This is a genomic window from Paenibacillus sp. SJS-P3 (assembly GCF_056711585.1).
In genome coordinates, this window is the sequence record NZ_CM160043.1 from 4,929,802 (window position 1) to 4,955,190 (window position 25,389).

A 25,389-nucleotide genomic window follows, 5' to 3' on the forward strand; every position below is an offset into this window, starting at 1 on the left:
CCTTCCGGCAGAGATGCGGCCCCATACGAGCTGGGCATCGTCTCTGGAACTCCGCAGCGATATGACCGGATCCTCCGCCTTCGTCTCTTAGCTGAACACGCTGTCTCCCAAATTCAACGACGGATCGGAACCGCTTTAAGCTCCTGTGCCCGGCGCTGAGCTGTCTCCTGGAGCGACGCTGCCCGTACCGTCGCCCTGGCCGGGCGCCTGTCCTCGGCCTCCGCCGCCGAAGCCTTTGCCGCCGCCTCCCGGACCGCGGCCTCCGCCTCCGCCAAACCCGCTCGGCGCCGTCGTGACGCCGGACTCGTTGACATAGGTGACCTTGTCGCCAAGGGTGAAGGTGACGACCTTGGTGCCGCCGCTGTACGTTCCGCCTTCATAAAGGCCGCCCTTTTGCGTGCCGGTCGAGCTGCCGCCGGTAGAGATCGTGTAGCTTTCTCCCGCCTTGAGCTCCGGTGCCGAGATGACGAGGCTCTGGATCGCCTTGGACGGGGCGAAGGTTGCGACGGCCTTGCCCGCGCTGTCCGCCAGCGTCATCAGCGTGCCGGCCTGGACTTGAGCCGGGAAGGTCATCAAGACTGCGCGCTGGGAGGAAGTCTCGGATGGAGCCTGCGCCATGCCTGAGCTGCCCGCGGCGATCAGCAAGCCTCCGGATTGCTCGAACGTGCCGTCATAGTCAAGGGAGCCGTTGCCGGACATCGTCGGTCCGTTCACGATGACCGTGCCTCCAGACATCGTGATCGAGCCGTTGGAGTCGAGTCCATCGCCAGCCGAGTCGACCGTCATATACCCGCCGCTGATGGCCAGCAGGGCATTGCCCGCTGCTCCGCCTGGGGCTCCCGTGCCTCCGCCGCCTTGGCCGGCATCCGCGCTCTCGCTGGAGCCCTCCGAGGCGTTGACGCCATCGTCGCTGGCTACGACATGGATCTCTCCGTCCGAGATGGCGATGCTTGCGCTCTCCAGCCCTTCATAGCTGCCGGTGATGTCGACTTTCCCGCCGCTTATCGACAGCGAAGCGCCGGCATGGATGCCGTCGTCGCCTGTGGCGATGGTGAACTCTCCGCCGGCAATGGCGACGGCACCGTTGCTGTGCACGCCGTCATCCGCGGAATCGAGCTTGAACGTGCCGCCCGCCACCGAGATGCCGGCCGACGCCTTCAGCCCCTTGGCGCTGGTCGATTCCGTGCCGGCCGCCTCCGTCGTTCCCGACTCCGTGCCGCTAGGCGTCTGGACCGCCGCATCGCCGGACGAACCCTGCTGCGATCCGGTCGAGCCGGTCGAACCACCCGGCATCGGGCCTTCCTCCTGATGCGGCTCCGCATTGGCGCTGCCTCCGCCGGAGACGATGTCGAATGTACCGCCTTCGATGATCAGCGAGGAAGCCGCCTGAATGCCGTCGTTCTCCGATACGATGGAGAACGTTCCTCCCGCTAGGGCCACATACCCTTTGTCGGCGTCCGTGTCGTTCGTCGACTTGATGCCGTCGCCACCGGCTTTCACCGTGATGCTGCCGTCCTTGACCGCCGCCACATCCTTGCCGACGATGCCGTCGTCCTTGGACTCCACGGCGATCGTGCCGTTGACGATCTTGAGATCGTCCTTGCTCGTGATGCCGTCGTTGTTCAGCGCCGTGACGCTCAGCTTGCCGGTGCCGTTGACCGTCAGGTCATCCTTGCTGTAGATCGCCGCCGTCGGCGTGTCGTCGGCGGTCGTATAGCTGTCGGCGTACTTCTCGCCGTCGGTCACCGCATTTTCCGTTCCCTCCTGAAGGGTCAGCACCGTTTTGCCGGCCGCCTTCACATACACGGCAGGTCCGCTGGAGTTGACGATCTCGGCGCCGTTCAGCACCAGATGAACGATGCCGTCGTCCTTGACGTCCACGATGACGCCGCCCTCGAGCTTGCCGCTCAGCACATACGTCCCCGCCGCCGTGATCGTCACGGTTCCCCCGTCGGCAGCTGCGCCGGAGCCGTCGACGCTGGCGCTTGCTCCGCTGAGCTTGATCGCGGTCGAACTCGCCGCGTCCCATGCGGCGGAGATGTCGTCGTCGTCATAGGAGACGACATCCGCCAGCTTGAGTCCCGCCAGCTTGGCTGTGGCCGCAGCTGCATCCGCCGTATTCGCCGTATTCGTCGAGGCATTCACGGCCGTGCCGCCGCTTGCATTGGCAGCCGAATCCGTCGAATTTGTATTGCTGCAGCCCGCAGCCACAAGCGCCGACAGGAGCAGCAGCGCGGCAAGCTTGGTTTGGTATGGATGTTTCATGGTCATCGACCTCTTTTCGCTTAGTATTCCTGCACGACAGGACTCATCGTGAGGGTAATGTCCAGGTTGCCGTTGCGGGTGCGGACGGCATCGAGAAATTCCTTCTGGTTCGTTTCCGGTCCCATTTTCACCGAATACACCAGTTCATACAGGCTGCCCAGCTCCGTCGTACGCACTTTCTTCAGCTCATAGCCGACGTTGAACTTGCGGAACACTTCGTGGAACGCTTCTTCATAACCGAGATTTTCGGGAATCGTCACCTTCAAGGTTTTCATGGCTTCCTTATGGGAGCCGAAGTTCACGGATTTCAGGACAAACATGAGCCCGCACAGGATGATCGTGAACAGCACCGCGTAGCCGAGAGCGCCGACGCCGCAGGCGAGGCCTGCCGCCATGGAGAACAGGACGTACGAGATGTCCTTGGCATCGCCCGGAGCGCTGCGGAAGCGGATGATTGAGAAGGCGCCCGCAAGGCTGAACGCTCTGGCGATATTGCTGCCGATGAGCAGGATGATGATCGCGACGATGACAGGCAGCACGATCATCGTGAGCGTGAAGCTCTGCGAATACGCGGGCTGGGTCTTCATGTAAGTCAGGCTGATGATGGCGCCGACGGCGATCGCGGTCAGGACGGTGAGCAGCGCATGAGGCAGCGTCAGCGTCGTATCTGTGGCGGTCGAGGCGAAGATGGATTCGATCATAAAACGATTCTCTCCCTTTCGATCTGCGGTGCGTTTGCATGGCGGATGGATTGTTTGTATTCGTTGCCGTACTTGGAAAAGCTGGTGCGGTACATGCCGAGCTCCGACAGCAGCTGCGCGAGCCAGACGGGGATCGTCTTCTCGGCCTTCACTTCCATCAGCCACTGCCCCCGCTCCATCAGCCGCTCCCCGTAATCGCCCTTCTCGAGCAGCAGGTCATGCCGCCGGGAGCGGATATTGGTGTCGAACGTGATCCGCAGATCGCGGCTCTCCTTGCTGAACAGCGCGATGCGGTCGTAAGCGAGATACGTCATCGGCTCCAGCTCGTACCGGCTCAGGAAATACTCGATTTCATTCATCACCTGCCGGTTCATTCCTTGCCGCCAGACCGGCTGGCAGCCTGTCCGGACGAACTCGTAGGCTTCGCTCAGCCTCATCGCCGACCTTCTTTTGTTGACGAGGCCGAATACCTTTTTCTTGAGCTCCAGGTAGACCTTGGCGTCGCTCCCCGGCACCCCGTAAGCGCGGATGCGCAGCTTCTCCCTGTACTTCGGCTTCGAGAGGCTGGTGCGGATGAGCGAGTGATGCTCGGTATCATAGTAGAGATTGCTGATGGAGTAGAACTTGTCGTCGCGGTTGTATTCATCGAGCTCCATGTATGCCATCAGGCGGTTGTAGATGGCGTAGAACGCTTTCGTATCCATCAGATACTTGTTCTCGTACCGGTTGAACACTTCGATCGCCACTGGGCAGCGCCCCTTTCCAAGTCATGTCGGGCGATTGCCTCGCCCCTTCATGTCTGTAGCTTAGAGGGTCAACCTTTAACGAAACTTAAACAATTGCCAGGCAGAAAAATTGATGTCCGCGAACACGTTCAGGGACTTTCCCTTCCGCCAGATATGCTTCTCCAGCGCGCTCCTATATTTAGGGCTTGGGTGCATACGCGCCCGAATGCTACGATTAAGGTTGATTAAAGGTTCGCTTCCTATAATGGGCGTGCAAGGCGGCTTGGAGAGGAAGAGACGGAGGGGACTTGGCTCATGCGCATATTGATTGTCGAAGACGAAGTGCATCTGGCAGAGGCGCTTTCTCAACTATTGAAAAAAAACCATTATTCCGTGGACGTCGTGAACGACGGCCAGGCGGGACTCGATTACGCGCTCAGCGGCATCTACGATCTGCTGCTGCTGGATATCATGCTGCCCGGCATGGACGGGATGACGCTGCTGCGGACCATCCGCACGGAAGGCATCGCGGCGCCGGTCATCATGCTGACGGCCAAGGGCGAGGTCTCGGATAAAATCTCAGGCCTGGACTACGGGGCGGACGATTACATCGCCAAGCCGTTCAACACCGACGAGCTGCTGGCCCGCATGCGGGCGGCGCTGCGGCGCAAGGGCGAGGTCGTGCCGGAGGACGGGCTGAGGTTCGGCAATATCGAGCTGAACACCTCGACGCTGAAGCTATCGTGCCAGGGCAAGGAGCTCAAGCTGATCCTCAAGGAAAGCGAGCTGCTCGAGCTGCTCATCACGCGCAAGTCGGCCGTGACGTCCAAGGAGCAGATGATCGAGAAGCTGTGGGGCTTCGACTCCGAGGCGGAGCACAACAACGTGGAAGTGTATATTTCGTTTCTGAGGAAAAAGCTGGCGTTCCTGGACGCTTCGGTCCGCATCAACACGATCCGGGGCGTCGGGTATGTACTGGAGGCGACGGAATGATCTTCAATCGGCTGCGCAACCGGTTCCTGATGATGAACATGGTGATCATCTCGATCATCATGCTCGTCGCTTTCGGGTCCATCTACACGATCACCTATCAGAATACGCGTCATGACATCGACATGGAGCTCGGGCGCGTCTCCGATTTCTTCCATCAAGGCGGTCCCGGACAAGGCGGTCCCGGCGGCAAAAAGCAGCCGGATACTTCAGGCCTTGAATCCACCGCCCAGAGCGGAGACGACGGCAGCCCGCACATGGACGGCACGGCTGGCGGCTCTGGCAATGGCTCTAGCGGCGGCTCTGGCGGCAGTTTGGGAAGCTCCGATGGGGGCATGAAAACGCAGACGGGCGGCGGCGGCAGAGGAATGAATCCGCCTCCCGAGCGCTCCGTTTCGTTCGCTCTGCGGACGGATGCGGAGTGGAACCTGCTGGCCAAGGACTCGCGCTTCGACATGGACGACGAGTTCTACGAGCTGGCCAAGGAGCGCGCCGTCGCCAACCCGGTCGAGAACGGCCGCTTCACGCTCGACGGCACCGACTGGGCGTACAGCACGCAGCGTACCGCGGAAGGGTATTCCATCGTCTATTTGGACGTGACCGCCCAGCAGAAGATCCTCACCACGATGATCTACACGTTCTCCCTGGTCGCTCTCATCATGCTCGCTGTCATCTATTTTGTGAGCCGCTACTTCGCAGGGCGCTCCATCGCTCCGGTCCGGGAGGCGTTCGACAAGCAGAAGCGCTTCATCGCCGATGCGTCGCATGAGCTGAAGACGCCTCTTGCCGTCATCAATACCAACGCAGACGTGCTGCTCGCGAACAGCGACGACACGATCGCCGCGCAAGCCAAGTGGCTGCATCACATCAAGTCGGAAACCGAGCGCATGAAGACGCTCACCAACGACCTGCTGTACCTGACCGAGATGGAGGACGCCCGCGACCGGGTGCTGCAGGTTCCGTTCAACCTGAGCGAAGCGGTGGAAAGCGTCATTTTGACGATGGAGGCGGTCATTTACGAGAAGGATCTGGAATTCTCGTATGATATCCAGCCCGGTCTGACCACCGTCGGCAGCAGCGAGCAGATCCGCCAGGTCGTCATGATCCTGCTGGACAACGCAGTGAAGTACACCAACAAAAATGGCTCCATCAACGTCGAGTTGATGAAGCAGCATAACCATATTCAGCTGAAAGTATCGAATACCGGGGAAGGAATTCCCCCCGAGCATCTGGAGAAGATTTTCGACCGCTTCTACCGGGTCGACTCCTCCCGCTCCCGCAGCGGAGGCGGCTACGGGCTGGGTCTGGCGATCGCGAGGTCGATCGTGGAGCAGCATGGGGGCCGGATCTGGGCGAAAAGCGAGCCTGGCAGCTCGACAGCCTTTTATTTCATGGTGCCCTCCGTTTTTTAAACTTCAATTCCCGCCTAACCGGCTCGTGCTTGCTGTGCACGAGGAAGAGGAATGACGGAGCGCGGCGTTATCTACGCCTGAATCAGGCAACACGGCCAAAAAAACGCAGGAAGCGTCTCGAAAGAGCGCATCCTGCGTTTTTTTAATTCCCATACATTCGGTTTCATCAATCGTATTTCCGTCTCATTCATGTCCTGACTCATGCATGTCTGATTTATGACTGTTGGATTCATTCGTTTCCTCATTCTTGCGTCAGTTCAGCTCCACCGTCTTGTTCATATCCATATGCTCCTGCTTGCCCGTCATCTTCTTGAACAGCTGGGCCACCATCTTGACCTTGTTGCCGGTTTCCCAATATTCGGCCGTCTCGGCCTTCACCTTGATCAGCACCAGATCCGGATCGTCGCTCGACATCCCCAGCAGCTTCTCATAGGTTGGATTCCAGATCTCCTTGATCTTGGACCTGTCGCTCACCAGCTCGGCTTCGCCGCGGACCGATACATACGATTTTCCTACATAGGCGACATTGACGCTGGGATTATGCTGGAGCTCCTCGAACTTGTCTGTCTCCTTCTTCGTGATGAACCACAGGTCTCCGTCGAACTCGACCTCCTGAGTCTGCATCGGACGGGACACCAGACCTTCATCCGTTACCGTCGTAAGCATCGCGATATCGATTCCCTTGATCAGATCCCGGACCTTCTCGACTGCTTCCTGGCTTGCGGTGTGTTCGTTAGACATGCCGTCACCTCATTCGTTTAGTTTGATTTCATCTTGCGTCATTTAGATCCATGTTGCTCCGACAAGCGGATTCAGCTTGCACTCTACAAGCCTTTCCAAGTGATATCTTCTTAAACGGAATGAAAGCCGGCCAAACTGCGCGATTCCCCGCAAACCCTTCCATTCTTGTCCAATCATCTCAAGCGCAGCGCCAAGCTCTTTCTCGGCCTCGCGCTGTCAGCGACCGCCTTAGCTGCGCCGTTCACGGCATCCACAATGCCAAAATAACCTACAGCTCTAACTCATCGCGGCATGTGGAAGAATGATAGACGTCATCTTCATTTCTCTCGGCCGCCAGGCCGCCGCATCGGACCCAAGGTTCATCCGCTTGCCGCTATCGGTGAATATGTGGATAAATACGTTCATAAGCTCGATGTCTCGCCTATCCACATGTGGATATCTGCTTAACTTTGAAATCCTCTCTTATCCACAACCGGAATCCAATTTTCACTGCAGCTCCAGCAACGGCAAAAAAGCTTCTCTCCCGCCTGGGGAAAGAAGCTCTTCAGGACGTCCTGCCCTGCCGGCAGTCCGTGCGGTCTTGCTATCTCATCCGGATTATACGATCAAGAATTCCGCTTTCTCTTCGCACAAGTCACATTTCACCGGCGGGTCCCAATTCGCAAAATGCGTTTCATTCAGATTCACCATATCCGGCGCATCCTCGTACTCATCCACGAACTTGTCCAAAGCCAGCTCAATATGCTCCTTGCACACGCAATACATTCGATGACCTACCCCGCTTCGTATCTTGTAAGTTTACCTTCGTCCCTACCATTGTACCACATCCCCGGCAGAGGCACTCAATTCCCTTCTTCCGGGAAATAAAAGAAAATCCGGCCTGCAGGCTGCAAGCCGGATCGATCCATCGCCCTCTATCGCTCCAATCACACTACTCGTCGTCCGCCTTATCCTGAAGCTTGAACGTGACGGTCTCCTGCTTGGAGTCGCGATAGAACGTCACCTTGATCTTGTCGCCGATCCGCTTCTTGCCGTACAGGTACTTGCGCAGCTCCATCGTGCTGCTGATCGGCTGATCGTCCAGCTGCACGATGACGTCGTTGAACTGCAGCCCCGCATCCAGAGCGGGACCGACCGACTCCAGAACGATGACGCCCTTTTTGACATCGGCAGGAAGCTTCGGACCGGAGCTCTCGGCAGTGTCGTCCGATCCCTGCGCGGAGCCCGGCAGGCTCTGCTGCGCGAAGTAGGAAGCCAGATCCAGCGTATAGACGCCGAGATATGGACGCGGAACCTTGCCGCTTGCCATCAGCTGATCGACGATCGGAATGACGTTGTTGACTGGAATCGCGAAACCGACTCCTTCAACCCCGACATCCGCGATCTTCATGCTGTTGATTCCAATCACCTTGCCCTGCATGTCGATGAGCGGACCGCCGCTGTTGCCCTGATTGATGGATGCATCGGTCTGGATGACCTCCTGCTCCCAATCGTAATTGCCGTCCTGGCTCAGCGAGACGGGAATGATCTGCTTCGTCTTGCTGACGATGCCCATGGACAGGGAGTCGCCGAGGCCGAGGGGATTGCCGATCGCCATGACCATCTCTCCGGACTGGAGCTTGGAGGAATCGCCGAGCTCCGCCACGATGTCGATGCCCTTGCCGTCAATCTCCAGCACAGCCAGATCCGTGATGTAGTCGCTGCCTACCAGCTTGGCGGGACGCGATTCGCCGTTGATGCGGACGGCCTTCAATGCCGATGCGCCTTCCACGACGTGGTTGTTCGTGATGATGTACGCCTTGCCGTCCTTCTTGGCGAAAATAACGCCGCTGCCGACGCTTGCCGGCTGCAGCTCGCCTTCCGGCGCGTCCTCTGCCTGGCCTTCCGGCGTATCCGGCTGCATCGCGCTGCCCCCGTCTCCGTTGTCCGCGGACCCGCTGCCGCTCTGGCCGCCGTCGGGAGCCGCTTGCTCGTTGACGATGCTGACGACTGCCGGGCGCACCTTCGCGGATGCGGCGACGGTCTGCTGGATCGCGTCGCCGGGAGCGACCAGTCCGGCCGCTGGCGGCGACGCCGCCTCGCTGACCGCGGCAGCCTGAGTGCCGCCGCTGCCGATGGCAAGCGTCAGCACCAGGACGATGACGGCCCCGCTTGCGGCCGATACGGCCACGAGGCGTCCCGCTCCCCAGCTTCTGCGGCTGCGCAGCGGGAACCCGGAGATTGGCTTGCGGTTTTTTTTGCTTGTGCGCCGGGATACTGCTGTCGAATAAAACTCATCGTCGAACAATCCCACTGTAACCCGCTCCTCCCGTGATATGCGCACGCAGTAACTGCCATATAGTTAAGCATACGTGCCTGACTGATTTTCAACTACAGGATGTTTTTTCTCTACTTGGAATGATTTCGGAAGATTCGTCTAGAATAATAATAGAGAGCCGGTCTGCCTGTTACTTATTCAACGACTCCGAGGCACCGAATGTTGCAGGTCCGCTCCAATCTTGGTCAAAGGAAGTGATTCCGACATGGATATCAAGCTTGTTCAACCGCCGGCTGGAGTCCCTAACGCCTGGGACCAGGTAACCCTGCACGCCAAGATGGGAGATCTGGCCGATACCCAGTACCGCACCCTCCTCGCGCTGAGCGCCATGCTGGAGCTGCTCGTCGAAAAGGGCCTGCTTACCCGGCAGGAGCTGGAGGCCAAGGCCGCTCAGTTGGAAGCTGCGGACAACGAGCCGCTCAAAGCGCTTTCCGCTTTATTTGATCCCATGGAGTAGGCTGGTCGGGATACGTTCCGCGCAGCGGATGCTCGTCCTGCCGGAAGAAATGCCCCTTGTCCTCCATGACTTGGTTCACCGTCAGCCTGGCCAGATCCGGCATGTTGTGGTTCAAGCTGAGATGAGCCAGGTATACCCGCCTCGTCCGGTCCGTCATGAGCTCGCACAGCGCCTCTCCGGCGGCCTCGTTGGACAAGTGGCCGATATCGCTGAGAATCCGGCGCTTGATGTTCCATGGGTACCGGCCCATGCGCAGCATCTCCGGATCATGGTTCGATTCCAGGACGAGCACGTCGGAATCGATGATGTTGCGGCGGACGATGTCGCTGACATAACCGAGGTCTGTCGCCAGGCTGAGCTTGTAGCCGTCATCCGTGAACGTGTAGCCGACCGGCTCGGCCGCGTCATGGGAGATCGGATAGGAGCGCACTCCCATGCTGCCGAACTGGATCTCCTCTCCGGTGCCCATCACGACGCGCCGCTCTTGCGGGACGTTGCCCGCGTGCCGCTCCAGAGCCGCCCAGGTCGCCTCGTTGGCGTATACAGGCAGCTCGTATTTGCGCGCCAGCGCGTTCAATCCCTTGATATGGTCCGAATGCTCGTGCGTGATCATCAGCGCGTCCACGTCATGCCCTGTCACGCCTTGAAGATACATGAGCTCCTCCAGCTTCTTGAGGCTGAGCCCCGCATCCACCATCACCGTCTTGTCCCCGCTCTGCACCAGCGTCGCATTGCCCGTCGAGCCGCTCGCCAGCACAGTGAATCTGAATTCCATTCCGCATGTTCCTTCCTTACGCTCCAGGCGTTCGCTCCTGCAGGCCTTACGCTCTATCGCCATGAAGCATCCGGCTTCATGCCGCTGCAGAGCCTCTCGGCTCACAATTTCACTATGAAAACCTATTGTACCATACCAATCGCGGCATGCCTTTCCAAGGAAAAGAAAATTCCGGCCGAAAGGAATTGCTTCTCATTGAGGGCGCCTTGTTCACCCATGCTTTGCGGGATGCCGGTTCGTGTCGCGGCCGCCGTCGAAGCAAGCCCTAGCGCCTTCTCCAGAGGCGGCCGCCGTTCTATTTGCCGGTTCCCGGCGAGGAGGGCGGCTGCGGCTGAGCCGCGTCCGTCAGCACCTCTCCGCTGTACGCCTGAAGGTAGATGACGCTGCCGTCCTCCATCAGAATCCTCCAGGACGGCGTGGATACCTGCGTCTCGGAATCGAACAGCTGGCCTTCCTTGTAGCCGAGCCGGATCTCCTTGATGACGGCATGCTCGGGAACGTAGCGCTCGATGATTTCCGAGCGGATGACCTTGGAGGCTGGCAGCACGGACTGCGGCGGGCTCTGCTGCTCCGAGGGGAGCAGTTCGATCCGCTGCTGCCGATAGCCGGTAATCCGCTGATTGCTGTAATAGAGCTCCAGCCGGACGTTGAACATCGGCCTGCCTTCCGCCATCCGGTACAGCACGAACTTGCGGTCGTCATATACCGCCGTGTCCAGGTCGTATTTGCCGATTTCGGGAATGACGCCTCCCAAAGCCTTGCTCAGCTCCTTAGGGTCGAACACGACGCGGCTGTCCACGGGTGTCTGAAGCTCCGTGATCTTGCCGCCCGGCGCTTCTGCCGCAGAGGCGACTCCATTCTGCTCGTCCGCATCCACGTCTACATAACGATAAGTCAGGTTTTGCAACTCCGGCGTTTCCTTCGGAATGCCGCCTGTCAGCTCGATGCCTTTGCCCTTCATCGCGGCGAGCGTGTCAGACGACAATCCAGCCACCGTGTTGTTCGGCTGCAGCCGCTCGCGCACATCCATCCAGAGCTGATAGCCGAGCAGCATGTTGAGCAGCAGAAATGCCAGGATCAGAACGCTTTTCGCCCTTCCCCAATCCATCAGCTGCTCCCCCCTTTCCCGCTGCCGGCAGCTGGATTCCCTGTCGTGCCGCCGTCAGCGGTGCTGCCGCTTGCCAGCGGACCCTGAAACCCTTCGGAGTGGTCCGGAGTCGGCGTCGGGCTAGGGGTCGGCGTCGGCGCAACAGCCGAGAGATCGGTTCTGGAAAGATCCGATCCGTCGTAGCTCTCGGCCAGCGGCCCGGTCAGCGTCTGCTCCGTGCCGTCCTTGAGACGGACGGCCCACACCGGGGTGAACCGGATGCTGCCTTCATCGGCCCGATACGCCTTCACCGCCGGGTACAAGGAACGGATCTCCGAACGGCGCTCATAGCCCGAGATCGCGGCCTCCAGCGAGCTTCCTCCGGGCAGCCAGCGCACCGCCTTGCGTGTCGGCGAGCCGCTGAGCGTAATCAGCGAGCGCTCATAGGCGGTGACATTCCCTTGCTGGACCGTCAGTTCAATATAGCCGAAGCGGAATTCCGGCGATGGAACGATCGGCAGAATCCGGTTCTCCCCGAAACGGAAGTACTGGCGGAACAGCAGAAAATGCTGATCTGCGCCGTTGCTCGCGCCGCTCGCCGCCGCGCCCCCGCCTGGCTGAGGCATGCGGTCCGGCCTTCGCGGCTCGGTCATTCCTTCGAGCTGATGCAGGCCGTCCCAGCCGCCATGCTGGTTGACGAACAGCACCGAGCTTGAGATGCTGCCGGCCGGAGTCGTCCGGCTTGCGCCCGTCCCGGTTCCGCTGAGCGGCGCGGCCGGATCGGTATAGCTGATCCATTGCCCGTCCTGCTCGACCTGCAGCGTCCGCTTGCCGTCCGTATACACCTGCGAGCCCGTCCGGTCTTTGCGGCTGCGCGTCATGCCGGGATCGAAGAACAGATTGCGCTGCAGCAGATCCGGCGAGTACGTCTGGTAGTCCGTCTCCGCCTCGGCCGCTTCCACCGGCTGCTGCGGCAGGTAGACGCCGTAGACATTAGGCTTGTAGGGAGTCCAATATTCGCCGAGGCCGACATCATCCTCCACGTCCCGCACGGTCAAGTCGGCCTGAGTCGCCTCATACGCTGCGCTGCCGTCCGTGCTGAAGAAGAACGTCCTTACTTCCTCGCTGCCGGCGCTGCGGAAGATCCAGATCCGGTCGATCGTGTCCGACTGGAAGGTGCCGTCGCTGCTTTCCAGCTGAAGCATGCGCGAGAGCAGCTGCACCGGCAGCCCGCTGCCGAGCCTCAGCTCGATGCCGAGGTTGCGGTCGCGGATTTCCAGCCAATTCACGATCTCGGCGCTCGTCCGCTGGAAGCCGCCGAACTGGCGGCCCTTCAATTTGCTCATGATCAGGCTGTAGAAAGGGAGATCGCCCGGATTGAGCACCGTGTGGTTGCCGTTGCCGAAATGCAGGATCATCTGCTCGGGGAACAGCACGTCCTCGGTTTTGCTTTCCGGTCCCATCTGCTCCGTATTGACGTAGTTCTGCGGCGTCCGCACGGCAGTTCCCGGCACGCTGTAGGAGAGCATGTAGCTCTGGACGAGGCTGAGCACGACAAGCAAGGCGAGCATCCATGTTTTGGCTCTTTCCATCAGGCCGGCTCCCCCTTCTCCTGCAGTCTCGGCACGAAGAACGTCACCGTCGTGCCGACATCAAGCTCCGACTCGAGAGTCATCGATCCGCCGTGCGCCTTGATAATTTCCCGGGCAATGGACAGCCCGAGTCCCGTGCCGCCCATTTCCCTCGAGCGGGCTTTGTCGACCCGGTAGAAACGGTCGAAAATCCGGCTCAGATCCCGCTTCGGAATGCCGATTCCGGAATCCTTGACGCTGACGGCGAGCATATCGCCCTCATGCTCGCGCGCCGCCAGCTCGATCCGGCCGCCTTCCAGCGTGTATTTGATCGCATTCGACATCAGATTGTCCAGCACCTGGTCGATCTGGTCGCGGTCCAGCACGGCGGTGTGCACGTCCGGCTCGACGCGGACGACGGCGCGTATTCCTTTCTTGCGCATCTGCACGGAGAATCGGTCCGCGACCTCATCCAGCATGTCGGCGATTTCCGTCTCCCGGCGCCGCAGCGTCGACTGCTGGGAATCCAGCCGCGACAGATGGAGCAGATCGGAGACGAGCCGGATCATCCGCTCGGTCTCGTTGCGGATGACGCCGACAAAGCGGCCGGCAAGCTCCGGCTCCGCAAGGGCGCCGTCATCAAGCGCCTCCGCATAGCTGCGGATCGTCGTCAGCGGCGTCCGCAGCTCATGGGATACGTTCGCGACGAATTCCCGCCGCGACTGGTCCAGCTTCTCCTGCTCGGTAATATCCTGGAGCAGCGCGATCGTCCCCGTGATGCCGCGGCCGCGCCGGTGGATCGGGCTCAGCGTCACGCGCAGCACCCAGCGCTCCTCGCCGTCCGGCGACTCCTTCACGAGCACCGCGGCCAGTCCGCGTGACCTGCGCAGCGCTTCAAGCCGCTCCTGCGGCAGCTCCAGCAGCTCGGAGAGGCTGCAGCCTTCGCAAGTATCGACGCCGAGCAGCTCGATCGCCCGCTGGTTGGAAACCATGACCGTGCCGTACTCGTCCGCCGCGATGACGCCGTCGCTCATGTTCGAGAGGACGGACTGCAGCTTCTCGTTCTCCTCTTCGTTGACGGAGAGAGCTTCCCGCAGCCGATGCGTCATCTCGTTGAACGCTTCGCTGAGGCGGCCGATCTCGTCGTCGGCGAGCACCGGCACCTGCTGGTCGAAGCGTCCCTCCGCCACGGCTTCCGCCTGGCGGGTCAGTCCCTTGATCGGGCTTGTAATCGTATGCGCCAGCACGACGCCGAGCACGCCCGTAAGGCCGAGCGCGATCAGCGTGCCGGACACGAAGATCCGGTTGACCCGGTCGACCGTAGCGTTGACCTCGGTCATCTGAGCCACGATGTAGACCGCCCCGACGATCCGGTTGTCGGATGATTTGATCGGCTGCGTGATGATTTTCTTGCGCACGTTGTCCTCGTCGAGGATGTCCTGCTCGTTGTCGGGAATGCCCTGCAGCGCCTGGCTGACCATCAGGGAAGTGTTTTTCTTCCCTATGTAGCCGCTGTAGGCATCCGAGGCCGCGAGCACGCGGCCGCTGGCGTCGAGCACCTGCAGCTCCGAGCCGCTGCGGCTGAACAGGCTGTTGACGTACTCCGACAGGGACGAGGCCTCCTTGCCGCTGTCGGCGGGCGCGGCCAGGCTCTCTTCCGTCAGCTTGTCCGCCGCCAGCACGGCCAGAGCGCGCGCCTGGTCGTTCAGGCTGTTCGTGAACGTCTCGGTCAGCGACGTCTTCACCGAGCTGACGAAATACACCGCGATCACCTGCATGGAGATCAGGATGAGCAGCATGTAGATCGCGATCAGCTTGACCTGGATCGTGCTGAACCAGCGGCGCCCCTTCATCAGCCGCCGAAGCCGCCGTGCTTCGGATTGCGCATGAGGTAGCCGAGTCCGCGGCGGGTCAGAATGTATTCCGGACGGCTCGGATCATCCTCGATCTTCTCCCGGAGCCGGCGGATCGTCACATCCACGGTGCGGACGTCGCCGAAGTACTCGAAGCCCCATACCGCCTGCAGCAGATGCTCGCGGGTCATGACCTTGCCGCTGTGGCGCGCAAGGTAATAGACCAGCTCATACTCCCGGTGCGTCAGATCGAGCGGCTGGCCGTCCTTGTAGACGACATACATATCCGTATCGATGAACAGGTTGAACAGCTTCAATCCTTGCTGCTCTTCCCCTCCATCTTCCTTGCTTCCGGCGCTGCTCCCGGAGGACGCCTCCTGGATTTTCTGCGTGCGCCGCAGATGGGCCTTCACCCGCGCGAGCAGCTCGCGCGTCCCGAACGGCTTGGTCACATAATCGTCCGCGCCAAGCTCCAGCCCGAGCACCTTGTCGATCTCCGTATCCTTCGCGGTCAGCATGATGATCGGCGTCTGCAGTCGCGTACGCACCTCGCGGCATACATCCATGCCGTCCTTCACCGGCAGCATCAGATCCAGCAGGATCAGATCCGGCTGGTCCTCGAACGCCATGCGCACCGCTTCGCCGCCGTCGAAGGCGCAGATGACCTCGTAGCCTTCCTTCTCCAGGTTGAATTTCAATATATCCGCGATGGGACGCTCGTCGTCCACCACCAGTATTTTGCCGTGCATTCCCGTCACCGCCTGCCTCTTGGACTGTTGATTCCGTTACCGTCTAGTTTACCATAAAAGAGTATGGACACGCCTTGCATCGCCGTCTGGCTCCGCAACGAAAAACACCCGGACAACCCTTGCGGGCATCCGGATGCTGGAGCTTGTTATAAGAATTTGAGCGGGTTCTGCAGCGCTCCGTTTTTGTAAATCTCGAAATGCAGATGTGTGCCGAAAGAATGGCCCGTATTGCCCATGACTCCGATGGCCTGGCCGCGGTCGACGACCTGGCCTGAGCGGACCGACAGCTTGCTCATATGCCCGTACAGCGTCTTGTAGCCGTTGCGGTGATTGATGATGATGACATTGCCGTATCCGCTCTTCTGGCCCGCGAATTCGACGTACCCCTCGTCCGCCGCCTTGATCGTGCTGCCGCCGACGAGGTCGATGCCCTTGTGCAGCTTGCCCCAACGGGTTCCGTACGTGCTCGTGATGCGATGGTTCGATACCGGCCAGATGAAGTCTCCGCTTCCTTCCCCGACGACGACCTTCGTGCCGCGCACGACGATTTTCGGAACGGATTTGCGGATGACGTCGATGCTGACGAGATCCTCGCTCATCTTGTAGCCGTTCTGCTTGACGACAGAATAGGTGAGCCGCTTGGAGCCCGGCTGTCCCTGCTGGATGACCTTCGACTCGCCGGCTTTCATCGTCGCTTTTTTCTGGATGATCACCTGCGGCTCCGTCGTGATGATCTCCGACTGGCTTTCCGTCGTGACCACGTTGATCGCCGGCTTCTTGACCGTCAGGTCCAAGATGTCGCCGGCCTTGATCATATCGTCTTCGATCGTCGGGTTGTTCTGATAGACGACTTCCTTGGAAATGCCGAACTTGGACGCGATGCAGCCGACGCAGTCGCCCTTGAGCACCGTGTACTTCGTGACCGTCGATGTTCCGCTCGTCAGAATTCGCTGCAGCTGGTCCTGGCCGAGAATCTCCGACGGATCAAGCTCGGTCGCCTCATCCACCGTTACCGTTTCAGCGAACTTGACGCCGCTGATTCCGTTGGCAGGCGCGGCCGCCTTCGTCGAAGCCGACAGAGCCATGACCTTGAGGGCGCTCTTCATCCGCTGTGGAGGCGCGTATTTGCTTTGCAGCTGATCCAGCACGGTCCTGGCCGTCTCCTCGTTCTTCACGATTCCGATGACTTGGCCGTCCACCTTGACCGCCGCTCCCGTCGCCGTCGCCGAGAAGCCCGCCGCCAGCTTGTCCAGGGTCGCTTCGCTCTCGGGCTTCCCCTTGTACTCCCGGACCTTCTCGTAAGTAATCGTTCCCGTATGCAGCGTCATGGTCAGGTTAGGGTACGCTTCCGCGGTTTCCCGCTCCTCCTTCTTGACCATCGCGGCCACCGTGGACGGCTTGTCTACCGTGCCTACCGGCTTGCCATCCAGAAGAACCTGGTAATATTCGTTCGTATGGGTACTGACGTAATGGGAGTAACCCCAATAGGAGCCTCCTGCCAGAACGGCAAGCAGAAGCGCCGCTGCTGCGATCCAGCCCCATTTTTTTCGCGTCGGCCCTGGTGCGGGCCTCATATCCTTAAGCGGTTCTTGTTGGTTGTAAGCAATCACTACCGTGTCTCCTTCTTCGCATGCTCGATTGCATTTGCTCTCTTGGTCCTATGAATCTCGCCAGGTCCCAGGCCATATGCCGCTGGGCTGAACGAGCTAGGAATCAGCAAGGCAATCGGCTTGATCAGTCAACAATACGGCTCGCCGCCCATGGAGGGCGGAAACGCAGAGCAATCCGAACCTCTTTGCTCCGATGATAGAATCGAATGAAGTCAAAAAAAGACGAATGCTCCGATTGGAGAATTCGCCTTTAACTTTACCATAGGTTCATTTTGACGGACAACCGATGCCTGGACGGTGCGAGATTAGGATTTTTTCAGAATGGTCGGCATCTTTCGACAACAGGCGGCAGGACGCCGTTTTCTACCTCGGACACAATTTCGCCATTTGGATCAACATTAGTGGGGTCGAGTAACACTTTGAACCACCGCTAGGGTTCGATTCATATATTTTGCGGCTGGCCCGACGCGCCTCCTGCGTCATTGGAACCAGGGTCGGCCGATGGCTGCGCTTGAGGAGATGCTGCGGAAGAACGGTCCGGCGAGGGAGCAGGGGAGGCCGCAGCAGGGGGAGCCCCAGCAGAAAAATCCGGTGCGGATCCTCCACTGCCCAAGCTGCCCGATCCGCCGTCTCCTCCCGCCGCGGAGCTTCGCGGCACTCCGCTTCCGCCGGACGCTCCGCTGCCCGCAGGAGGCATCCCGGACTCTCCATTGGCGGCGGGCGACCCGCTGCCCGCCTCCCAGGACGGGCCGGAGCCGTCGTTAGCCGCATCGCTTCCGCCCGCCGCCGGAGCCGATCCGACTCCGTCTGCGCCTCCCATGCTGCCGTTATCGGCTCCGGCAGCCGGTATCCAGCCGCCGGAACCGCCGGCATTCTCCGCGCTTCCGCTGCCTGCTGCCGACCCGTTCCCGCCGCCATCCGCTCCAGTGCCGATACCGGACGAATCCGGGTCGGCATGTCCGCTGTCCGGCATATCTCCGCCGCCTTCATTCGATGTTCCGGACGGTACGGCCCCCTGGTCTTCGCCGGAGTTGGCCGCAGGCGTTGAATCCAGCGGCGCTGTCACAGGAGTTGACGCCCCTGCGGGCTTGTCCGCTCCCCAGAGCATGCCCCAGACGCCCGACATGGACAGAGGCTGCACCTGGATGGGGACATGGAATTGCTTGAGCAGCGTCTCTACATAGCTCGTCACGATGTATCCCGTCGTCCACAACGTCAAAAAGCTGGCCAGCAGCGCGGTCGCCGCCGTCTTGCCCAGCCAGACCGCAATCTTTTTATAGTTCATTTATGATTCCTCCCTCGACAGAACGGCTATGTTCTACCAGTATGGGCATAATCGGGAGAGGACATTCACTAGACTGCCAGAGAACCGATCCGGTTGTGCAAATGTCGGAGGCTCGTCGGGCGGAAAACAAAAAAACACGCAGCCCCGGCATAGCCGGACAGCTGCGTGCTCGTCTTCCTATTCGTAGATCGGGCGAACCGGATTCGTCTGCTCGCGGTTGCGGCCGACGGAGAAGATCGCGATCGGGATGCCGGTCAGCTCGGACACCCGCTCCACGTAGCGGCGGGTGTTCTCCGGCAGGTCCGCCAGCGTCTTGGCGCCGCTGATGTCCTCGGACCAGCCCGGCAGCTCCTCGTAGACGGCTTCGCATTCCGCCAGCATCTTCAGGCTGGCCGGATAGTGCTCGATGATCTCGCCGCGGAACTTGTACCCCGTGCAGATTTTCACCGTTTCCAGGCCCGTCATGACGTCGAGCGAGTTGAGGGACAGGCCCGTGATGCCGCTGACGCGGCGGGCATGGCGCACGACGACCGTATCGAACCAGCCGACACGGCGAGGGCGGCCCGTTACCGTGCCGTATTCATGGCCGGTCTCGCGGATCTGATCGCCGATGGCGTCATGCAGCTCCGTCGGGAACGGACCGTCGCCGACGCGGGTCGTGTAGGCTTTGGCTACGCCGATGACCTGCTGGATTTTGGAAGGGCCGACGCCGGAGCCGATGCAGACGCCGCCAGCGGTCGGATTGGACGACGTGACGTACGGGTAGGTTCCTTGGTCGATATCGAGCATGACGCCTTGAGCGCCTTCGAACAGCACGCGCTTGCCCGTATCGATAGCATCGTTCAGAACGACCGACGTGTCCGTCACGTAAGGGCGCAGACGCTCCGCATGAGCGAGGTATTCCGGCAGGATGGCGTCCGCGTCGAGCGGCTCGCCGCCGTACATTTGCTGGATCACCTGGTTCTTCTCCTCTACCATCCGGCGCAGCTTGCTCTCGAACTCCTCCGCGTCCATCAGATCGGCGATGCGGATGCCGGCGCGGGCCGCCTTGTCCATATAGCAGGGGCCGATGCCCTTGCGTGTCGTGCCGATTTTATTGTCGCCTTTGCGCTCTTCCTCAAGACCGTCCAGCACGAGATGGTACGGCATGATGACATGGGCGCGGTCGCTTATTTTCAGGTTGTCCGTCGAAAACCCGTTCTCATGGATATAGTCGATTTCGTCAAGCAGCGCGGCTGGATTGATGACCATCCCGTTGCCGATGACGCAGGTTTTATTATGATTGAAGATGCCGGATGGAATCATCGTCAGCTTATACTTCTTGTTGTCGATCAGAATCGTGTGGCCGGCATTGTTTCCGCCTTGGTAACGGGCGACCACTTCCGCTCCGTCCGCCAGATAATCGGTAATTTTGCCTTTCCCTTCGTCTCCCCACTGCGTGCCGACAACAACAACTGTAGACATGATCATACCTCCGCTTTACTGCCTGAATTTGCTGTCTTATGCTTCGCCGCGGATTGTGCTCTCATACAGGTGCTTTCGCACGTTACTACGTGCAAGCAGCTGGGCGGCGAAAAAAGCAGCAAACTCAGTGTACCAGCCCTGCCATGGGATGTCAACAAATAAGGCGAACGATGCCATTGATGTTTCATTTAATGTTCGGATTTAGAGGGTTTTTCCGCTTTTACTTCTTCCTTAAAGCCTTGTATATCAGAGAGATGCAAGGTTCGGATCGACCCCTGAACGATTCCGAAGAGCATGACGAATGCAAAGAGCTGGCAGAGCCATTTTCGTATTGGAGATCCATTAAAATCCTTGATAGGGGATATTATCTCCATTGCTTCTTGCCTGATATGAAAAAATTCCGGACCACCATGCGTCCTGTTCAAGCAACGCCGGTTATCCGGAAAGTCGTATTTTCTCTATCATGATGTAAGCTCGAAAGCTCGCACATAGGGCCTAAGGCGCAGGCTCGTGCGTTCGTCTGATCGAACCCAAAAGCCTAGGAAGCGGGCTCGTGGGTTCGATCCAAGCTCACAAATTTATTGAAATTCTTCAAGAAAGCGAGCTCCACCGTACCGACCGGGCCGTTACGCTGCTTGGCGATGATGATCTCGATGATGTTCTTCTTCTCGGTTTCCTTGTCATAGTAATCGTCCCGGTACAGGAACGCGACGATATCGGCATCCTGCTCGATCGATCCGGATTCCCGCAAGTCGCTCATCATCGGACGCTTGTCCTGCCGCTGCTCGACGCCCCGGCTAAGCTGGGACAGGGCGATGACGGGAACCTCAAGCTCCCTCGCGATCTGCTTGAGCGTACGCGAGATCTCGGAAACTTCCTGCTGGCGGTTCTCGCCGGACTTGCCGCGGCCCTGGATCAGCTGCAGGTAGTCGATCAGAATCATCCCGAGGTTGCGCTCCTTCTTGAGGCGGCGGCATTTGGCCCGGATATCGCTGACGGTGATGCCCGGCGTGTCGTCGATATAAATCTCCGCTTCGGACAGCGCGCCGATCGCCATCGTGAGCTTCTCCCAGTCGTCGCCTTCGAGGAAGCCTGTCCGCATGCGACCGGCGTCGACGTTGGATTCGGCGCATACCATACGCTGGACGAGCTGGGCCGCGCTCATCTCCAGGCTGAAGATGGCGACCGTCTCACGCGAGCGGACCCCTACGTTCTGGGCGATATTGAGCGCGAATGCCGTCTTGCCGACGGAAGGACGCGCCGCTACGATAATAAGGTCGTTGCGCTGGAAGCCGCTCGTCATCTTGTCGAGGTCGACAAAACCCGATGGAATTCCGGTGGAACCGCCTTTGTTCGTATACAGAAACTCTACGCGTTCAAATACTTCCATCAGAACGTCGCGGATGGAGACGAAGCCGCTGCTGGAGCGCCGGTTGGCGATCTCCATGATGCGCGACTCCGCCTCGCTCAGCATGAGTCCGATATCGTCGGAAGCTCCGTAACCGTCGGATACGATCGTCGTCGCCGTGCGGATCAGACGCCGCAGCATCGATTTCTCTTCGACGATCTGGGCGTAGTACTCCACGTTGGCGGCGGTCGGAACGACCGTGGCCAGCTTGGCCAAATAGCTGACGCCCCCGACCTCGTCCAGCTGCTGGCGATCGCTGAGATACGCCGTCAGCGTGACGAGGTCGATCGGCTGATTGTTCTCGCCCAGCTCGATCATCGCTTCGAACACGATCTGATGCTGGTTCAAGTAGAAGTCTTCGGGACGGATCTTCTCCATCGCCGTAATCAGAGCTTCCGCCTGCAGCAGGACGGCGCCAAGCACCGCCTGCTCAGCTTCCGTATTCTGAGGGGGAACCCGGTCAAACATCAATCCGTCCTGGCTCATCCCCGTAGTCCCTCCGTTCTCATTCTTCCGCCGCCTGCACCTTCAGCTTGCCCTTCACCTGAGGGTGCAGCTTGACTTCCAGATTGCTGAACCCGAGCGCGCGGATCGGCTCCTGGAGCTCGATCTTGCGCTTGTCGATCTTGATGCCTTCCTGCTTCTCCAGCGCTTCGGCGATCTGCTTCGTCGTGATGGCTCCGAACAGACGGCCGCCTTCTCCGGCTTTGGTCCGCACGACGATCGTCAGCGTTTCCAGCTTCGCGGCCAGCGCCTCGGCATCCGCCTTCTCCTGGGCCTTGCGCTTGTCCTCCGACGCCTTCTGCATCTCCAAGTTCTTGATGTTGCCTGCTTCAGCCGGCTTTACGAGCCCTTTCGGGAGCAGGAAATTGCGTACGTAGCCTTCCGACACTTCCTTGATTTCGCCGCGCTTGCCTTGGCCTTTTACGTCCTGCAGGAATATGACTTTCATTCGAACAACTCCTCTTCCTCATTCATTTGGCTCAGCACCGCCCTGAGCTTGGCTTCCACCTCGCGCACGGAACCGTCCATCTGGCAGGCGGCATTCGTGAGATGTCCGCCGCCGCCCATCCGTTCCATGACGACCTGGACGTTCATCTGGCCGAGCGATCTCGCGCTGATGCCGACGAGTCCGTCCTGGCGCTCCGCAATGACGAAGGACGCATAGACGCCCGTCATGTTCAGCAGCGTATCGGCCGACTGCGCGATCAGCAGCTGGGAGTAGCGCTGGCCCGGCTCCGTTACGGCAAGGGCGATGTGTTCATGCACGATTTCGGCATGCTTGATGATATCGGCTTTCTTCAAATATTCTTCCAAATCTTCCTTCAGCATCCGCTGCACCATCGACGTATCGGCGCCGTTGCGGCGCAGGAACGATGCCGCCTCGAACGTGCGGGCGCCCGTGCGCAGCGCGAAGCTTTTCGTGTCGACCGTGATGCCGGCGAGCAGAGACGTCGCTTCGCGGATGTCGAGCACGAGCCGGTCGTGGATATACTGAAGCAGCTCCGTCACCAGCTCGCAGGCCGATGAAGCATAGGGCTCCATGTAGATCAGCACCGCGTTCGGGATGAACTCCTCCCCGCGGCGGTGATGGTCGACGACGACGATCCGGCCGGTCTGGCTGAGGATGCGCGGCACCTTGAGCATCGACGCCTTATGCGTATCCACCACGACGACCAGCGTGCGGGCATCGACGAGCCCGAGGCTCTGCTCCGGCGAGATGAAGCGGCGGTACAGACGCTCGTCTTCCTTGAGCAGCTCCATCATCTTCTGGATGGACGGGTTGATGCCCTCCAGGACGATGAACGCTTCCTTGCCGAGATGCTGGGCTGCCTTGGCGACGCCGATCGCAGCGCCGATGGCATCCATATCCGGCATCTTATGGCCGACGATGACGACCTTCTCGCTCTCGCGGATCATATCGCGCAGCGCATGGGCGATGACCCTTGCGCGCACGCGTGTCCGCTTCTCGACCGCGTTGGATTTGCCGCCGTAGAAGCTCTGCCGCTCTCCCACCTTCACGGCCGCCTGGTCGCCTCCGCGTCCAAGCGCCATGTCCAGGCTGATCTGAGCCCATTGGCCAAGCTCCGATATGCTCGAAGCCCCCGCCGCGAAGCCGATGCTGAGCGTCATCGGAATCTTGAGATCTCCGGTCATCTCCCGAACTTCGTCCAGGATGATGAACTTGGACAGCTCCAGCTGCCGCAGCGCCTTCTGGTCGGTGATGAGCAGGAACCGGTCGGAGTTGAGCCGCTTGATATAGAGGTTCTCCTGCTGCGACCATTCTGTGATTTCCGTCGTGACACGGGACAGCAGCGTCGTCCGCTGCTGATCGTCCATCGACTGCGACACCTCGTCGAGGTTGTCGATGAACACGATTCCGAGCGCGAGCTTCTCTTCTTCATAAGCCTTGGACAGCTGCCACATCTCCGTGATTTCACGGATGTACAGAAGCTTCTCGCCCGGCTTGAACAGCAGCTCGTAAATATCGGCGCCGACGGAGACCTCCATCTTGCCCGGCCTATCCTTCGCCTGGGCGAGCGCGGGGAACAGGTCGAGCAGCGGAATGCCGACAACCGAATCCCGGTCCATCATGTCCGCGACAAAAGGATTATGCCACTCTACGATACGATCGTCATTGAATAGAATGATACCGAAAGGCAGCTCGTTGATGACCTCGCTGCCGACTTTTTTGACACGGTAGGACAAGGTGCCCAAATATTTCTTGAGATCCTTGCGGAAAGCTTTCTCCGCCAGGAAGATATAGACGCCGCAGAGGATCGTGAGGACGAACGCGGCCGCGCCAAGCGGCCACTCGAACCAGAACAAGGTCGCCGACAACGCGATCATGAGGACGAGAGCCAGCACCATATGGGTCCCGTGCCAGCGCTTAAGAAGCAACTTCGGCATAGTACACGCCCCTGTTCAATGTTTCTGGAACGACTTGCGGATCGGGAAGGCCGCATCCAGCACTCCGATCAGGCTGAGCGGAGGGAAGATGAGCAGGATGATGCTGATGATGACCGGAACGGGCTTCGCCCAGCCCTTCTGATGGGCCAGGAAGAAGAAAAAGCCCATCGCCTGGACCGTAAAGGCCATGCGAAGCAGCGGAACCAGGTTCATCAGAGCTACCGACAGGAACGAGCTGTCCCCGGCCGGGATGAACATCTGCACGACCAGCGCAATCAGATAATACGTGACGAGCACCCGGGGCAAGCGCCATTCATGGGCGGGCGGCATTCCCGGGACAGCCATGCCGAAGCCGGCTAGCGCCCTCCGGGACAAATACTGCGCGACAGCCGTTGCCGCGAACGCCATCAAGAGCAGCGCCTGAGGAATCGCCTGTACGGTCATCTTCACGACCATATCGGTATTCTCCGGCGTCCAAATATCCGACATCATGCCTTGGCTCGCCACGTTGCCGAGCATATCCTGGATCCGGTCCTGCATTTCGCGGATCAGAGAGACGCCGAATACCGACTCGAACACGAGCAGCTCGACCAGCGCCAGCCCGAGTATCGTGAGCAGCACCGCTGTCATGGTTCTGCGGACGGGCTTGCCTTGCCGGTAATGGTGGCCCATGACGATCGCGGGTACGAGAAAGAAGAGTCCGATAATGACAGAGGCTGGTCCGCTTCCCGGCACGAAAAAGGCGATCAGCAATACCGGCACGATATGAGCGGCGAACATTCCTCTGGACAAAGTGGCGTATAGAACCACGAACGGCACCATGATCAAGGCGACGGTCAACCAGTTCAGCAGCGGCACTCCCATAGAGAGCAGCAGCAAGAGAGCAATAGCGCTCCACAGGATGGATTTCCCACCGAATTTCAAACCCGTTCACCTCTTGGATTAATAAAGGTCTATCTAAGCGCCTCCCGGCAAAAAACGCAGGAAGCTGTACCTCTCATTATAACACAAATCCACCCGCTGCAAGCTACGCCCGAACCGCCGGGATTGCCTGCCTCTCTTCTCCTGC

Annotated in this window: 21 protein-coding genes; 3 read left to right on the plus strand and 18 right to left on the minus strand. The window is 59.9% G+C overall.

Annotated features, from left to right (window positions below; genetic code table 11):
- Window positions 1–135 precede the first annotated feature (135 nt).
- Genes AC06G8_RS22545 through AC06G8_RS22555 form a run of 3 tightly spaced genes read right to left on the minus strand, consistent with a single transcriptional unit; the run spans window position 136 to window position 3,712 of the window.
- Window positions 136–2,265, minus strand: a complete 2,130-nt coding sequence (locus tag AC06G8_RS22545; protein WP_480284031.1) for a carbohydrate-binding domain-containing protein — start codon at window positions 2,263–2,265, stop codon at window positions 136–138.
- A gap of 20 nt (window positions 2,266–2,285) precedes the next feature.
- Window positions 2,286–2,966 carry a DUF4956 domain-containing protein gene (locus AC06G8_RS22550; protein WP_447663374.1) on the minus strand — a complete coding sequence of 227 codons (681 nt, stop codon included), beginning with the start codon at window positions 2,964–2,966 and terminating at the stop codon, window positions 2,286–2,288.
- The gene (locus AC06G8_RS22555) at window positions 2,963–3,712 is read right to left on the minus strand and encodes a VTC domain-containing protein (protein ID WP_480284032.1); all 750 of its coding nucleotides are present in this window, start codon (window positions 3,710–3,712) and stop codon (window positions 2,963–2,965) included. Before AC06G8_RS22555 ends, AC06G8_RS22550 begins: the two co-directional genes overlap by 4 nt.
- A 294-nt stretch (window positions 3,713–4,006) precedes the next feature.
- Here AC06G8_RS22555 and AC06G8_RS22560 point away from each other — a divergent pair, with 294 nt between their 5' ends.
- A complete protein-coding gene (locus AC06G8_RS22560; RefSeq protein ID WP_480284033.1) occupies window positions 4,007–4,684 on the plus strand; it encodes a response regulator transcription factor in 678 nt (225 codons plus the stop codon).
- On the plus strand, window positions 4,681–6,093 hold the full coding sequence (locus tag AC06G8_RS22565) for a sensor histidine kinase (RefSeq protein ID WP_480284034.1): 1,413 nt from the start codon (window positions 4,681–4,683) through the stop codon (window positions 6,091–6,093). Before AC06G8_RS22560 ends, AC06G8_RS22565 begins: the two co-directional genes overlap by 4 nt.
- 252 nt (window positions 6,094–6,345) lie before the next feature.
- On the opposite strand, the gene AC06G8_RS22570 is transcribed toward AC06G8_RS22565, so the two are convergent.
- From AC06G8_RS22570 to AC06G8_RS22580, 3 genes are all read right to left on the minus strand, one after another.
- On the minus strand, window positions 6,346–6,834 hold the full coding sequence (locus AC06G8_RS22570; RefSeq protein ID WP_447663378.1) for a pyridoxamine 5'-phosphate oxidase family protein: 489 nt from the start codon (window positions 6,832–6,834) through the stop codon (window positions 6,346–6,348).
- 597 nt (window positions 6,835–7,431) lie between these two features.
- The gene (locus AC06G8_RS22575) at window positions 7,432–7,599 is read right to left on the minus strand and encodes a CxxH/CxxC protein (protein ID WP_021880303.1); all 168 of its coding nucleotides are present in this window, start codon (window positions 7,597–7,599) and stop codon (window positions 7,432–7,434) included.
- A gap of 166 nt (window positions 7,600–7,765) precedes the next feature.
- Window positions 7,766–9,127: a S1C family serine protease gene (locus AC06G8_RS22580; protein WP_480284035.1), complete on the minus strand. Its 1,362-nt coding sequence runs from the start codon at window positions 9,125–9,127 to the stop codon at window positions 7,766–7,768.
- 229 nt (window positions 9,128–9,356) lie between these two features.
- Here AC06G8_RS22580 and AC06G8_RS22585 point away from each other — a divergent pair, with 229 nt between their 5' ends.
- A complete protein-coding gene (locus tag AC06G8_RS22585) occupies window positions 9,357–9,608 on the plus strand; it encodes a hypothetical protein (RefSeq protein ID WP_447663380.1) in 252 nt (83 codons plus the stop codon).
- Here AC06G8_RS22585 and AC06G8_RS22590 read toward each other — a convergent pair.
- The 12 genes from AC06G8_RS22590 to AC06G8_RS22645 form a co-directional block, all read right to left on the minus strand.
- Window positions 9,571–10,383, minus strand: coding sequence for an MBL fold metallo-hydrolase (locus AC06G8_RS22590; protein WP_480284036.1), 813 nt, complete (start codon window positions 10,381–10,383; stop codon window positions 9,571–9,573). The two genes, AC06G8_RS22585 and AC06G8_RS22590, sit on opposite strands and share 38 nt — an antisense overlap.
- A 295-nt stretch (window positions 10,384–10,678) precedes the next feature.
- Window positions 10,679–11,491, minus strand: a complete 813-nt coding sequence (gene yycI, locus AC06G8_RS22595) for a two-component system regulatory protein YycI (protein WP_480284037.1) — start codon at window positions 11,489–11,491, stop codon at window positions 10,679–10,681.
- Window positions 11,491–13,062: a two-component system activity regulator YycH gene (gene yycH / locus AC06G8_RS22600; protein WP_480284038.1), complete on the minus strand. Its 1,572-nt coding sequence runs from the start codon at window positions 13,060–13,062 to the stop codon at window positions 11,491–11,493. The genes yycI and yycH overlap by 1 nt, the downstream gene beginning before the upstream one ends.
- Window positions 13,062–14,894 (minus strand): cell wall metabolism sensor histidine kinase WalK, encoded by a 1,833-nt coding sequence (gene walK, locus AC06G8_RS22605; protein WP_447663384.1) that lies wholly within the window; start codon window positions 14,892–14,894, stop codon window positions 13,062–13,064. The genes yycH and walK overlap by 1 nt, the downstream gene beginning before the upstream one ends.
- A complete protein-coding gene (gene yycF, locus AC06G8_RS22610; RefSeq protein ID WP_480284039.1) occupies window positions 14,894–15,643 on the minus strand; it encodes a response regulator YycF in 750 nt (249 codons plus the stop codon). The genes walK and yycF overlap by 1 nt, the downstream gene beginning before the upstream one ends.
- Window positions 15,644–15,789: 146 nt before the next feature.
- On the minus strand, window positions 15,790–17,253 hold the full coding sequence (locus AC06G8_RS22615) for a peptidoglycan DD-metalloendopeptidase family protein (protein WP_480284040.1): 1,464 nt from the start codon (window positions 17,251–17,253) through the stop codon (window positions 15,790–15,792).
- A 442-nt stretch (window positions 17,254–17,695) separates the two neighbouring features.
- Entirely contained in the window at window positions 17,696–18,538 is an 843-nt protein-coding gene (locus AC06G8_RS22620; RefSeq protein WP_480284041.1) for a hypothetical protein, read from the minus strand.
- Between the two features lie 177 nt (window positions 18,539–18,715).
- On the minus strand, window positions 18,716–20,002 hold the full coding sequence (locus AC06G8_RS22625; protein WP_447663387.1) for an adenylosuccinate synthase: 1,287 nt from the start codon (window positions 20,000–20,002) through the stop codon (window positions 18,716–18,718).
- A 538-nt stretch (window positions 20,003–20,540) separates the two neighbouring features.
- Entirely contained in the window at window positions 20,541–21,896 is a 1,356-nt protein-coding gene (gene dnaB / locus AC06G8_RS22630; RefSeq protein WP_049868604.1) for a replicative DNA helicase, read from the minus strand.
- A gap of 19 nt (window positions 21,897–21,915) precedes the next feature.
- Complete coding sequence (gene rplI / locus AC06G8_RS22635; protein ID WP_447663389.1) at window positions 21,916–22,362, minus strand: 50S ribosomal protein L9; 447 nt, start codon at window positions 22,360–22,362, stop codon at window positions 21,916–21,918.
- A complete protein-coding gene (locus AC06G8_RS22640) occupies window positions 22,359–24,320 on the minus strand; it encodes a DHH family phosphoesterase (protein ID WP_480284042.1) in 1,962 nt (653 codons plus the stop codon). The genes rplI and AC06G8_RS22640 overlap by 4 nt, the downstream gene beginning before the upstream one ends.
- Before the next feature lie 15 nt (window positions 24,321–24,335).
- Window positions 24,336–25,244, minus strand: coding sequence for a DUF2232 domain-containing protein (locus AC06G8_RS22645; RefSeq protein WP_447663391.1), 909 nt, complete (start codon window positions 25,242–25,244; stop codon window positions 24,336–24,338).
- Window positions 25,245–25,389: the final 145 nt, after the last annotated feature.

What these genes read in the sequence shown, in the direction of transcription:
- AC06G8_RS22545 (WP_480284031.1), bottom strand. Translation starts at nt 2,265, where the DNA reads ATGAAACATCCATACCAAACCAAGCTTGCCGCGCTGCTGCTCCTGTCG.
- AC06G8_RS22550 (WP_447663374.1), bottom strand. Translation starts at nt 2,966, where the DNA reads ATGATCGAATCCATCTTCGCCTCGACCGCCACAGATACGACGCTGACG.
- AC06G8_RS22560 (WP_480284033.1), top strand. Translation starts at nt 4,007, where the DNA reads ATGCGCATATTGATTGTCGAAGACGAAGTGCATCTGGCAGAGGCGCTT.
- AC06G8_RS22565 (WP_480284034.1), top strand. Translation starts at nt 4,681, where the DNA reads ATGATCTTCAATCGGCTGCGCAACCGGTTCCTGATGATGAACATGGTG.
- AC06G8_RS22570 (WP_447663378.1), bottom strand. Translation starts at nt 6,834, where the DNA reads ATGTCTAACGAACACACCGCAAGCCAGGAAGCAGTCGAGAAGGTCCGG.
- AC06G8_RS22575 (WP_021880303.1), bottom strand. Translation starts at nt 7,599, where the DNA reads ATGTATTGCGTGTGCAAGGAGCATATTGAGCTGGCTTTGGACAAGTTC.
- AC06G8_RS22585 (WP_447663380.1), top strand. Translation starts at nt 9,357, where the DNA reads ATGGATATCAAGCTTGTTCAACCGCCGGCTGGAGTCCCTAACGCCTGG.
- AC06G8_RS22590 (WP_480284036.1), bottom strand. Translation starts at nt 10,383, where the DNA reads ATGGAATTCAGATTCACTGTGCTGGCGAGCGGCTCGACGGGCAATGCG.
- yycI (WP_480284037.1), bottom strand. Translation starts at nt 11,491, where the DNA reads ATGGATTGGGGAAGGGCGAAAAGCGTTCTGATCCTGGCATTTCTGCTG.
- yycH (WP_480284038.1), bottom strand. Translation starts at nt 13,062, where the DNA reads ATGGAAAGAGCCAAAACATGGATGCTCGCCTTGCTTGTCGTGCTCAGC.
- walK (WP_447663384.1), bottom strand. Translation starts at nt 14,894, where the DNA reads ATGAAGGGGCGCCGCTGGTTCAGCACGATCCAGGTCAAGCTGATCGCG.
- yycF (WP_480284039.1), bottom strand. Translation starts at nt 15,643, where the DNA reads ATGCACGGCAAAATACTGGTGGTGGACGACGAGCGTCCCATCGCGGAT.
- AC06G8_RS22620 (WP_480284041.1), bottom strand. Translation starts at nt 18,538, where the DNA reads ATGAACTATAAAAAGATTGCGGTCTGGCTGGGCAAGACGGCGGCGACC.
- AC06G8_RS22625 (WP_447663387.1), bottom strand. Translation starts at nt 20,002, where the DNA reads ATGTCTACAGTTGTTGTTGTCGGCACGCAGTGGGGAGACGAAGGGAAA.
- dnaB (WP_049868604.1), bottom strand. Translation starts at nt 21,896, where the DNA reads ATGAGCCAGGACGGATTGATGTTTGACCGGGTTCCCCCTCAGAATACG.
- rplI (WP_447663389.1), bottom strand. Translation starts at nt 22,362, where the DNA reads ATGAAAGTCATATTCCTGCAGGACGTAAAAGGCCAAGGCAAGCGCGGC.
- AC06G8_RS22640 (WP_480284042.1), bottom strand. Translation starts at nt 24,320, where the DNA reads ATGCCGAAGTTGCTTCTTAAGCGCTGGCACGGGACCCATATGGTGCTG.